Raw genomic sequence first — 10,904 nt, 5'->3', positions numbered from 1 at the left:
AGTTTTCTCTGGAGACGCGATACTGGGGGGTTCGTTCGTGGACCCCCGCCGTACACGGCTTTGAAAAGGGTCGACGAAGCTTGGCTCTCACGCGCGGAGTCGGCCGGCGAGTGTCGGTGCGACGTGGCGGGTTTTGCCCTCCATCCACGTCTCGACGGCGCCATCAGATTCGAGCGCGTCGAGGTGTCGGCCGGCAGTACTCCTCGATTTCCCCGTCTCATCGGAGATTCGAGGAAGTGTCGTACTCTCGTCGATGGAGACGAGATACCGGAGCGTGTCGAGGGTCGCGTCGGACGGACGACTCATCAGGTTCGGGAGGTCGATCTCTTCGATCTCCTCGTCGACGTCTCTGAACTGGAGCGCGAGGTCGACGACGTCCGGCCGGGCGATCGCGGCGACGGTCAGCGGGAGGAAGATCTCCCGCGGACCCCCATCAAAGTTGAGTACCACGGTCCCCTCGGCGGCTTCCAAGACGTCGACGCATTCTAGGACAGCGGCTTCGAACGCCTCGTAGCTGACCTCCTCGACGACGATGTCCGATCCGGGACCGAGTTCGTTGACGGTCTGCTCGACGTCCTGGATCGCGCTCTTCGCCCTATCGCTCGTGTCGCCGCGCGGTCGGAGGAGAACGACGACGTCGTCGGCGTCGAGGCCGTTATCGAGTATCGGGCGCATCACCCGAGGGCTATAGTGCCCGATCGTGGAGACGTACGTGCGCATACGTCCGATTGCAGTCGAGTTCGACTAAACGGTTTGGCTTCGTGATCGCGTAATAGTCCGGTTACGATCCCGAATACATGAATACGTTTTCGGAATCACGAAAAGATTCAAGAGGGTTACCGATCCAGATGTGATCGTGAATCGACACACGACCGCCTACCGTTGTGAGGTGTCATGCGTCGGGTCGACTTAACGCTTGAGCCGGAGGAGTCGTTCCCGGTGCCGACCGCGAACGGCTACCAGATCTACGGCGCGGTCCTCTCGGCGCTCGACGACGTCGACGGGGACGTCAGCACGCGCGTCCATGACTCCCCGATCGGGAGTCTGACGAACAGCGGCCTCCTCGGGACGTTCGACGGGAGCCACCGCGACCACCACAAACGCGTGCTCCGCGACGAGACGTACGACCTCAAACTGGGCGTCGCCGACCCGCGCGACCAAGAGGTCTTCCAAGCGCTCGCCGACGCGTTCGTCTTCGGCGGCGACACGCTCGAACTCGCAGATGGTGACTTCCGCGTGCGCGACTTCGCGAGCACGAACGCGACCCACGAGGACCTCCTCACCGAAGCCTCGACTATCGTCGACCGGACCCACGACACCTTCGAGATCGAGGTCCGCTTCGAGACGCCGACGTGCGTCAAGGAGAGTGGGGAGATCACCACGATGTTCCCCCACCGCGGGAGCGTCTTCCGCTCGCTCTTGCGAAAATGGTCGTCGACGATCCCGGACGAGCGGGCAGACGAACTCGACCTCGCGATGACCCGCGAGGACTTCGAGACGAACCTCATCGAGAAACCCGCCGCGCGCAGCTACGAGACGCATAGCGTCCTCGTCAACCGCGGCGAAGACGGCGGTCCCATCCTCAGACAGGGCTTCACCGCCGACTGTACGTACAAATTCAAGGGCGCGAGCGAGGCCATCCGGACCGCGGTCACGGCGCTCGCACTCTTCGGCGAGTACGCAGGCGTCGGCGGATTCGTCTCCCGCGGGTGTGGGACGATTTCGGTGGAGATGAAAGAATGATCGGGTACGTGCGCGACCCATACAAGGTTTCAATTCCGTTCGGATTTCTTTGCGGGTCGCGCCGAGAAGTACGTTCCCCGAGGTACTCAAAAGTTCTTCATAGCGCTACCCATACAAGCGCCACCCTAGACTTTAGTGCCTCCGGTGTGTTCTCCAAGCCGAGCAGCATGATAGCTAGGACCAAGCTAAGGGCATCAGACGACACCGGACTCGTGGAACGTTTGAGCGTGGATTTCCGCGTTGGAAGGGGAACCCAGTCGTATCGATATCCAGTAGACCGACGATTTCGACTGGCTGGTCGATCAACGGCCGAAAGATACGATATTCCCTACGGGAGCGTGTTCGCTCGAGCCGGGGACCAGTCAAGGTCATACAGGAGGAACACCGGTGTCCGATAGCACATCTATCTGGGGTGATCGGGACCTTCACCCCGTCCTCGCGGAGTACCTCGCCGACGTCGACCCCCACCTCCTCGACGTCGGGTGGTCCTTCGAGACGGCGAAGAGCGTCGAATACGGCTTGACCGACCAGTCGATGCTCAACCACGTCCGGAACGGCGTGTTCGCCATCGTGTGGCTGAACGAGATCGCGCCGTCGTTCGACGCCCACGAGTTGAGCGACGACGAGCTTCGGAAGGTCGTCGCGCTGTTCGCCGTTCACGATCTCCACAAGCTCCGCGGCGAGCAGGAGATGGACGAGGAGTACGACATCGAGGCGGACGAGGTGGCTGACCTCGTCGACGCGCTCGGTGTCGATTCGTTCGCACCCGACCTTCGGATCGAGACCTTCCACGCGTGCGCGGTCGACCACGCGAACACGTGGAACTCGAACCCGGAGCACTCCACCCGGACGTACGATCGGCTCCGTCCCTACGTCCGTCTCGCCGACGCGTTCGCGTCCTGCGAGACGCCTGAAGCGGCGACGGTCGAGCGGAACCAGACTGGCTTGGAGGTCGCGTACCCCGGAACCGACCTCGAACTCCGGCACCACACGCTCGACGACGTGAAGGGCGTGTTCACCAACCTCCTCAACGGTGCGGTCAGTCACGTTCTCGAAGAACGCTTCGGGTACGAGCGGTTCCTCATCTACCAGGACGGCTGCGTCTACCTGACTGATGAGGACGCCGAGATGACAGTCGACGACGAGCTGATCGGTGACGTCTACGACCGCCTCCAGTCCGACATCGGGGATTCGCACCCCGCGTACGACGACCACGACGCGCTCGCGGACAACCTCTCGACGCAGTCGCATGGGTTCTACACGATCAACGATCAGGACTTCTTCTACGCGGGCGCACGGAACCTCCTCTACGCGGTCGCGGTGAAGGCGAAACAGGACGCCGACCCCGACTCGGATCCGACCGACAGCATGGCGGAGACGATGGAGACGCTGAACGAGCGCCTCCCGATCGACATCGACGCGACGACGCGAGTCGCCCCGGGATACGCGCGGCTGGTGTACACGTTCAAACGCGCGTTCGTCGATCCGCTCGTCGATGCCGGCCTGACGGACGAGGACGCCCTCACCGTCACGTGTCGGCTCTTCGACGTCGACGAGGGCGTCCTCGACGGCCTCCGGGAGATCCGCGACGACGAGGCCGTCGATCTCACGGCCGGCGGGAAGTGGGACTACGCGTACGCGGTCGGTCAGCACATCGCGGACCGAGCGCGTCGCGACCACTGGCAGGACGTTCCGGGCGAAGTCGCGAAACTCCTCATCACGAACCTCGACGCGCTCGACGAGGGGTGGGACGACATCGTCATGGGTGCACACGCGGGCCAGTTCGAGACCGAACTCCGGGCGTACATCGGTGACGTCCTCCGCGTCGGCGGGCAGGCGTCTCCGCCGACAGCGGAGATGGACGAACTCTCCGACCCGTTCGAGGCGCACCACGCGACTCGGCGGGGAAAGACGTGTACGTTCTGCAACCGCGGGACGACGAGCACCCGGAAGGGCGACATGAAGGCGCCGAAGTCGCTCACGACGCTCCAAGCGGGGTACTCGAATCGGATCCCCGCCGACGCCGGCCAGCCCGAGAAACTCCTCGTCTGTACGCCGTGTCAGATCGAGTTCTCCCTCCGCGAGACCGGGTCGAGTCGACGCGACGCCGGTCGCCTCTTCGTCCATCTCGTGCCGGACTACTTCTACACGCCGACGATGTGGGATCTCTACGCCGACGAGATTTTCGCGCGGTTCACGGGGGAGGCGATGACCCGGGTCGGTCGTCTCGCCTCCGCGATGTTCGACGTCACGACTACCGAAGATCGTGACCGAGCGGACGAGACGCCGATCTCCGAGTCGATATCGACGGTCCTCCGCGAGGCGACGCGAGCCGAAGACGTGGGTGGACGCTCGATGATCGAGCAGCTCCAGAACGGCTTCGATCCCGACGCCGGGTTCGGGACGCAGACGCTCTCGTTCTACAAGCCACAGGACAACGAGACTGAGTTCCAGTTCTTCGGCGTCTTCGTCGGTCTCGCGGTCGCGTCGACGATGGGGCTGCGAGCGTACGTCTCACAGTCCCCGATTCCGGAGGTCCGGGGACGCGATTTCTCCGAGATGGTGACGCTCGACGCCGGGTTCACGACCGTGAACGGGTTCTACGGCCGAGAGATCCCGCTCTCGAAGCTCCGGAACCGGCTCGGTGCCGCCGCGGCGCTGATCGAACTCGGCTACGAGCTCGCCCGCGACGACGCTCGGTTTGCGAAGTACCTCCGAATCGTCCGGAACAAGCCGCTCCCCGGGTCGTACCTGTTGAAACGGGCGGTGCAGGATTCCGATGACGGTGGGGCCGCACGGTACCTGCTCGAGGAAGCGGACTACCTCGACCGGTACGGAAACCCGACGAACGACGCGGATACGACGACAGTGATCCACGAATGACGAACACGACAAAGGACGACGTGAGCGAACTCGCGGAACTCGCCTACGATGCGATACGGCCCACGTACGGGAACGACAAGCCGTACGCCATCGAACGGGTGTTCCGCGAATCCGTGAAAGCGGTGAAGGACTCGAACGAGTTTCGGCTGAGCGCCGACGAGGCGGCACTTCTCGTCGCCGGCCGACTCGAAAAACTCCATCAACGAAGCGAACAGGTGTGGCCGGTCCCCGCCGAGAAGAGCCGGAGCGGCGACCAACTGAACGAGCGTATCGAGCGGTACGCGGACGCGTTCGCGCAGCGACTCCTCGCCGACCGCTGTGAGGGGAAGCCGTCGCTGTTGAAGCGGCGAGCGAACAACCTCGCGGACGGCTTCTACGCGGCGACGATCCGGCTGCAGCGCGAGACGACTGACGACACGACGGAGACCAACTGACGATGTTCGACTACGACACCTACCCCGAACTGGAGCGTGGCACCGTTTCCCGAGACGAGATGACGATCGCCCCGGAGAACAACTTCACGAACGTCCTCGTCCTGCGCGAACTGGAGAGCCACGCGGTCTTCACGACCGACGGGCAGAGTGCCGACCTCGCGAACGTCGCGGTCGGGTCTGGTGACGACCGCGAGACGTACTCGCCGGGCCTGATGTTCATGCGCAAGCAGACGGGGAGCGACCGGCGCTTCGGGAAGTCCCTGCAGCGCGACCTCCTCGGGACGGAGTGTACGATGCAGGTCAACGGCATGTGTCAGGACTGCGTCGAGTGCATCCTCTACGGGAGCGCCGCGAGCGACGACGCCGACCAGCAGCTCTCGATCACGTCCCGTGTGATGTACGACACCGCGTACACGCTTCGGGACGCGACCGCGACGATCGACGAGAAGTTCCAGAACGCGCCCGGCGACGACTACGCCAAGACTGCCGAAGCGACGATCCGCGAACCGGATTTCTTCGAGCCCGGGACGCTGTTCCCGTCGGTCATCACGCTCCGTGATGCGACGCCCGAGGAACTCGCGTTCGTCTTAGGGATCACGGCGAAGAACAAGCGCTACGGTGCCGCGACGTCACGTCTCGGCCGCGTCAAGAACCATATCCTCGGCGTCTACACCGGGAGCGAAGAAGGGCCGGCGAACCTCGGATTGACTCGGGACGTCGTCACCCGCCTCCGCGACAGCGACGAGACGACCGCCGGCTCGATTCAGGACGTCATCACGGCGGCGGCGCACGACCCACAGCTCGTCGGCGAACTCCTCCAGTCCGCTTTCGACGACCGAGTCGACGCCGAGCGCGGCGGGCTCGACCTCGAATGCATCCCGGACGACACCGTCGACGACCTGCTCGAAGCCGCGACGGGCGACTCGCTCGCCGACGTCCTCGAAACGCAACTGGACGCCTCGCGCGCGTTCCTCGAACAGACCGCCTGAGGGCATGACGGCAGCACTCGAAGTGACGCTCCGGACGCAGGGGGAGATATGGTTCGCGAGTCGCGAGGTCGGTCGTCTCGCGGACACGGAGCCGTACTTCCTGAACACGGCGCTCTACTACGCGCTCGGATTCGCGTCCGGCCGGTACGTCGACCGCTCGTTCGAGCCGACGTATCTCGACGACACCGACGCGATCGCCGAGGAGTTGTACGTGACGCCGGCGACACCGTCGGACTCACCCGGGGCGGGGCTCGCTAATCGGATCACGTCGACGTACAACACGAGCACCGACGACTACGCGACGATCAACTACTCGGCGCAGGAAGACCCGGACGCGAAGCAGAACCTCCCGACGTATGGTCGTCGCCGCGTGCTCGGTCACGGGAACGAACTCACGTGCTACCTGCTCGGACGTGGCCTCAGCGCGAGTGAACTCGAGTCGCGCGTCCCCGGCTACATCCGTCTCGGGAAGAAACGCGGGAAAGCCCGTGTCGAGACCGAGCCACTCGGTGTCTCGCAAGGCGACGGTGAGTTCGACCTCGGCCACCCGATCGGCGCGTACGACACGGCCCTCACTCCGGTGGGAAATCTCGTGACGAAACGGATGCGACCGACGCCGCTCGTGATGCAGGCAGCCTACGAGGGCGCGTACGTCGAACTCGAAGCGTCGGATCCGGACGACGACGACGTCGTTCGGCTCCCCGCCGACGCGACCTTCCTCGAGACCAAACGATGAGGACAACACTCCCCCTCACGGGCGTCGAACTACGACGGCACGACGATCCCGAGTACCCGATCGAAGATCCCGAATTCGAACCGTACGCCCACCAGCAGGACCTCCGAGAGCTATTCCGGAGTTCGGACGAGTTCCTCGCGGTGAACGACAGCCCGACCGGCGGCGGGAAGACGATGTCGTGGCTCGCGCCCGTCATCGAACGTGGCGAGCACGCGCTCGCGGTCTACCCGACGAACGCGCTCATCCACGACCAGTACGATCAACTCACGGACGAACTCGACGAGAGCTTCCCCGAGCGGGGGTCTGACGTCGCGGTGCTCCCGATCACGGCCGACACGCTCCGGACGCGGTACGCGGCCGAGTATCCGGACGCGAAGACGAACGGCGAGCGGCTCCGCGCTCTCCTCCGGACGTACGTGTATCAGCGCGAAGACCCGGTACTCGTGTTGACGAACCCGGACATCCTCGTGATGATGCGGCGGCACATCTACGGGCGCACCGGCGACTCCGGATCCCGGGTCAGACAACTCAACGAGTTCGAGTCAGTCGTCGTCGACGAGTTCCACCGTGCCGGCAGGAAAGAGCAGAACACGCTCCTGTTCTCGCTCGACGAGATGTACGACCTCCCCGAGTTCCAGTGTGCGCTCTCGAAGATCGTCCTCCTCAGCGCGACGCCAACCACCCGTCTCGAACACCGCTTCGAGGAGGCGATGAGCGCGCCGTATCACCGCGTGACGACGGAGTGGGAGACGACCGAAGAGCGCCCCTTCGACGAGACACCGACGAACGGGTGGGGTGCAGTCATGCCACCCGTCGACCTCGACGTCCGTTCGGCGTCGACGTTCGACACCGCGAGTGAACTGCTCGGTGAGGACTGGGACGACACCGAAGCGTTCGCCCGGCAGCCCGGACGAACCGTCTTCATCCTCGACGGGATTCACGAGGTGGACGAGGTGTACACCCGCCTCTCGAACGCACTCGACGACCGGACCGTCGTTCGCATCGATGGGTTTCACCGTGGCGACCTCGAGGAGAAACTCGACGGCTTCGACGTTCTCGTGAGCAACTCCGCCGTCGAAGTCGGGATCGACTTCTCGGTCGACCGCCTCGTGTTCTCGGCTCCCGATCGGGCGAGTTTCGTTCAGCGTCTCGGCCGCCTCCGAACGGAATCCGAGCCACAACCCGCCCGCTGTTACGTCCCATCGACCGTCGCCGCGTCGCTTTCGGAGATCGAGCACGAGGGGCGTGTCCCACGTACACAGCTCGTCGAAATGCTCGAAGACGCCTATCACGACCCCCGGGAGTTCGAATCGTTCGACTGGCGATACTCGGCGGCCGAAGCCCACCATCACATCGAACGTCGTGCTCGCGACGCCAACTCGGAACGTGCCGAGGAGATCCGCGAGGAGGGATGGGAGCGCATCCTCCGGCACTTCGGCGGTGGCGACCCACCGCTCACCCGGTCGGACGTCGAAGCGCACGCCGACGTCATCGATAGCGCCGTCGAACGGACGCTACAGTGGTACCGCGGTGGATCGCTCCAAGCGCTCGTCTACGATCGGACACCGGGCGCGGACGACCCGATACAGACGTACGACCTGTTCTACCTCCTGCGACATGGCGACGTCGAGTTCTTCTCACGTCCCGGATTCGACGAAGTCGTCCCGGACGAGCACGCCGGCGACGTCTCTCACCTCGCGCCGTACGTCACGGGCTACTGCACGTACGACGGGACGATCGAAACGAACGACGACAGGTACGGACGGAGCGTCCGTCTCGAGGCTATTTCCGAGATCTACGGCTGGCTACGCGCCGGCGACGGCGTTGACGACGAGACACGGAAGCCGCGCGAACTCGGAGGGATTAGTATCGACGTCGACCCCGACGGCGCGGATCGAATCACGTCGATCGAACACCTCCGCGACGAGATGCGTGAGGACATCGACGTGCTCTGCTACGCGGTCGCGAAACATCCACGGCAGGTCAAGAATCAGTACGACCTCGGAACGTTCCTCTTCCTCTACCCGCTCACAGTCGGTGACGAACAATGGTGTGCTGCGCTCGGAGTCGACGCGCTCTACCTCCACTGTGCGGTCCAAGAGTCGCAGAACGCCGTGGACTTGGAGAGCTTGGGGATCGATCTCTGAGATGACGGGTTCGAGCTTTAAGGACGAACTCGTCTACGTGAGCGCGTTGAACGAGTTCGTCTACTGTCCCCGACGGTACTACTACCAGCGGTACTACGACGAGATCGGCGAACCCTACGAACTCGTCGACGGCCGCTCGAAGCATGAACACGCATCCCATCGCGGGAGCTGGGTGACGGAGCGGTACTTCCGCTCTGATGACCTCGGGATGCACGGGAAGATCGACCTCGTCGACACCGAGGACGGGACACCGACCCCGGTCGAACGGAAGCGTTCCGAGAGCGGGTCGTACTATCCGAGCGACGAAGTCCAACTCGCCGGCTACTGTATGCTGCTCGAAGACGCGATCGACGAACCCGTGAACGTGGGGTATATCTACCTCTACTCGACCGACACGCGTCACTCGATCCGGATCACGCAGGACCACCGCGAGACCGTCCGGGAAATACTGCGACGCATTCAGTCGATGACGGTCGATTCGATCCCGCCGTTGACGCAGAACCAGTCGAAATGCGAGGCGTGTTCAGCGAGGACGTACTGTATGCCCGGCGAGACGGCACTCCTCTCGCCGTCCGATGCCGAAGGGACCGGATGGGAGGGAACGACACCGGGTGATTTGGCGTGAAAGAGAGCCAAGGGATGTTCGACGACTCCGTCGTCTACGTCACGACGCAGGGTTCGCAGGTCCGTATCGACGGCGGTCAGGTCGTCGTTTACGACGTGGAAGGCGACGACGGCGAACTCGCGTCGTTCCCGGTCGAGAAACTCGACACGATCAACGTCTTCGGTGGCGTGAACTTCTCGACACCGTTCGTCGCGACGGCGAACGAGCACGGGATCGTGCTCAACTACTTCACGCAAAACGGGCGGTATCGGGGGAGCTTCGTCCCGGAGCGCAACACGATCGCCGAAGTCCGCCGCGCGCAGTACGCGCTCGACGACGGCGACGAGCTGGCGATCGCGAAGGCGATGATCGCGGCGAAGGTCAGGAACGCGCGGACGATCCTCTCGCGGAAGGGCGTCCGAGGGACGACCGTCCTCAAGGACCTCGGCGAACGCGTTTCGACCGCGTCGAACAAGGACGACCTCCGCGGAATCGAGGGCGAGGCCGCTGAACGCTACTTCGGCCGACTCGACGAGACGCTCGTCGACGACTGGACGTTCGAAACGCGCAGCAAACGACCGCCCGAAGACCACATCAACTCGCTGCTGTCGCTGACCTACGTGATGATGAAGAACGAGGTGTTGAGCGCGCTGCGCTGCTACAACCTCGACCCCTTCCTGGGCGTGCTCCACGCCGATCGGCACGGACGACCGTCGCTCGCGCTCGACCTCCAGGAGGAGTTCCGGCCGCTGTTCTGTGACGCGTTCGTCACGCGCCTGATCAACCGTGGGACGATCACGCACGATCAGTTCGGGAACGACAACCGACTTACCGACGACGGCTTCCAAGCGTACTTGGACAAGTTCGACGGCTACATGGACGAAGAGTTGACGCACCCGCACTTCGAGTACCGCGTGAGTCGTCGAAAGGCGATCCGACAGCAAGTGATCCTCCTCCGGAAAGCGATCACGGGTGAGCTCGACGACTACCACGCGCTGGAGGTGTCGCGATGAGGCTCGCAGTGACGTACGACGTCAGCGACGACTCGAACCGACGTCGCGTCTATCGAACGCTGGAACGATACGGGGCGTGGCGACAGTACAGCGTCTTCGAACTCGACGTATCGGAGAGCGAGCGGGTCGAACTCGAAGACGAACTCGAGGGACATATCGAACCGGCGGACGGGGATCGAGTCCGGCTGTATCGGCTCTGCGAGGCCTGCCAAGAGGCGACGACAGATCTCGGAACCGAACCACCGGACGAGCAATCGAACGTCATCTGACGTCAGCATTCGTCGACCTTTTTCAAAGACGTGTACGGTGGGGGTCCACGAACGATCCCCACTCTCTCGCGTCTCCAGAGAAAACT

The 10,904-nt window shown here is 63.8% G+C and carries 10 protein-coding genes; 9 read left to right on the top strand and 1 reads right to left on the bottom strand.

The window, feature by feature from the left end:
• Window positions 1-87: 87 nt before the first annotated feature.
• Window positions 88-720 (bottom strand): CRISPR-associated CARF protein Csa3, encoded by a 633-nt coding sequence (gene csa3, locus AOZ13_RS11920; protein ID WP_020221128.1) that lies wholly within the window; start codon window positions 718-720, stop codon window positions 88-90.
• A gap of 174 nt (window positions 721-894) precedes the next feature.
• Here csa3 and cas6 point away from each other — a divergent pair, with 174 nt between their 5' ends.
• From cas6 to cas2, 9 genes are all read left to right on the top strand, one after another.
• Window positions 895-1,743, top strand: coding sequence for a CRISPR system precrRNA processing endoribonuclease RAMP protein Cas6 (gene cas6 / locus AOZ13_RS11915; protein WP_020221129.1), 849 nt, complete (start codon window positions 895-897; stop codon window positions 1,741-1,743).
• A 387-nt stretch (window positions 1,744-2,130) separates the two neighbouring features.
• Window positions 2,131-4,626 carry a type I-D CRISPR-associated protein Cas10d/Csc3 gene (gene cas10d / locus AOZ13_RS11910; RefSeq protein ID WP_021780687.1) on the top strand — a complete coding sequence of 832 codons (2,496 nt, stop codon included), beginning with the start codon at window positions 2,131-2,133 and terminating at the stop codon, window positions 4,624-4,626.
• Window positions 4,623-5,060 (top strand): type I-D CRISPR-associated protein Cas10d/Csc3, encoded by a 438-nt coding sequence (gene cas10d / locus AOZ13_RS15335; protein ID WP_020221132.1) that lies wholly within the window; start codon window positions 4,623-4,625, stop codon window positions 5,058-5,060. The genes cas10d (AOZ13_RS11910) and cas10d (AOZ13_RS15335) overlap by 4 nt, the downstream gene beginning before the upstream one ends.
• 2 nt (window positions 5,061-5,062) lie before the next feature.
• The gene (cas7d, locus tag AOZ13_RS11900; protein ID WP_020221133.1) at window positions 5,063-6,049 is read left to right on the top strand and encodes a type I-D CRISPR-associated protein Cas7/Csc2; all 987 of its coding nucleotides are present in this window, start codon (window positions 5,063-5,065) and stop codon (window positions 6,047-6,049) included.
• 4 nt (window positions 6,050-6,053) lie between these two features.
• Complete coding sequence (cas5d, locus tag AOZ13_RS11895; protein ID WP_020221134.1) at window positions 6,054-6,785, top strand: type I-D CRISPR-associated protein Cas5/Csc1; 732 nt, start codon at window positions 6,054-6,056, stop codon at window positions 6,783-6,785.
• Window positions 6,782-8,932 (top strand): type I-D CRISPR-associated helicase Cas3', encoded by a 2,151-nt coding sequence (cas3, locus tag AOZ13_RS11890; RefSeq protein ID WP_020221135.1) that lies wholly within the window; start codon window positions 6,782-6,784, stop codon window positions 8,930-8,932. Before cas5d ends, cas3 begins: the two co-directional genes overlap by 4 nt.
• A 1-nt stretch (window position 8,933) precedes the next feature.
• Window positions 8,934-9,557, top strand: a complete 624-nt coding sequence (gene cas4, locus AOZ13_RS11885) for a CRISPR-associated protein Cas4 (protein WP_020221136.1) — start codon at window positions 8,934-8,936, stop codon at window positions 9,555-9,557.
• Window positions 9,554-10,549 carry a CRISPR-associated endonuclease Cas1 gene (gene cas1 / locus AOZ13_RS11880; RefSeq protein ID WP_021780686.1) on the top strand — a complete coding sequence of 332 codons (996 nt, stop codon included), beginning with the start codon at window positions 9,554-9,556 and terminating at the stop codon, window positions 10,547-10,549. The genes cas4 and cas1 overlap by 4 nt, the downstream gene beginning before the upstream one ends.
• Window positions 10,546-10,818, top strand: a complete 273-nt coding sequence (cas2, locus tag AOZ13_RS11875) for a CRISPR-associated endonuclease Cas2 (protein ID WP_044957276.1) — start codon at window positions 10,546-10,548, stop codon at window positions 10,816-10,818. Before cas1 ends, cas2 begins: the two co-directional genes overlap by 4 nt.
• Window positions 10,819-10,904 lie beyond the last annotated feature (86 nt).

The sequence above is a fragment of the Halarchaeum acidiphilum MH1-52-1 genome (assembly GCF_000474235.1).
Classification (GTDB): Archaea; Halobacteriota; Halobacteria; order Halobacteriales; family Halobacteriaceae; genus Halarchaeum; species Halarchaeum acidiphilum.
This window is presented reverse-complemented; position numbering and strand designations above follow the sequence as displayed.

Excerpts from the sequence above, each read along its gene's own strand:
- csa3 (WP_020221128.1), bottom strand. The coding sequence starts at position 720 with ATGCGCACGTACGTCTCCACGATCGGGCACTATAGCCCTCGGGTGATG.
- cas6 (WP_020221129.1), top strand. The coding sequence starts at position 895 with ATGCGTCGGGTCGACTTAACGCTTGAGCCGGAGGAGTCGTTCCCGGTG.
- cas10d (WP_020221132.1), top strand. The coding sequence starts at position 4,623 with ATGACGAACACGACAAAGGACGACGTGAGCGAACTCGCGGAACTCGCC.
- cas7d (WP_020221133.1), top strand. The coding sequence starts at position 5,063 with ATGTTCGACTACGACACCTACCCCGAACTGGAGCGTGGCACCGTTTCC.
- cas5d (WP_020221134.1), top strand. The coding sequence starts at position 6,054 with ATGACGGCAGCACTCGAAGTGACGCTCCGGACGCAGGGGGAGATATGG.
- cas3 (WP_020221135.1), top strand. The coding sequence starts at position 6,782 with ATGAGGACAACACTCCCCCTCACGGGCGTCGAACTACGACGGCACGAC.
- cas4 (WP_020221136.1), top strand. The coding sequence starts at position 8,934 with ATGACGGGTTCGAGCTTTAAGGACGAACTCGTCTACGTGAGCGCGTTG.
- cas2 (WP_044957276.1), top strand. The coding sequence starts at position 10,546 with ATGAGGCTCGCAGTGACGTACGACGTCAGCGACGACTCGAACCGACGT.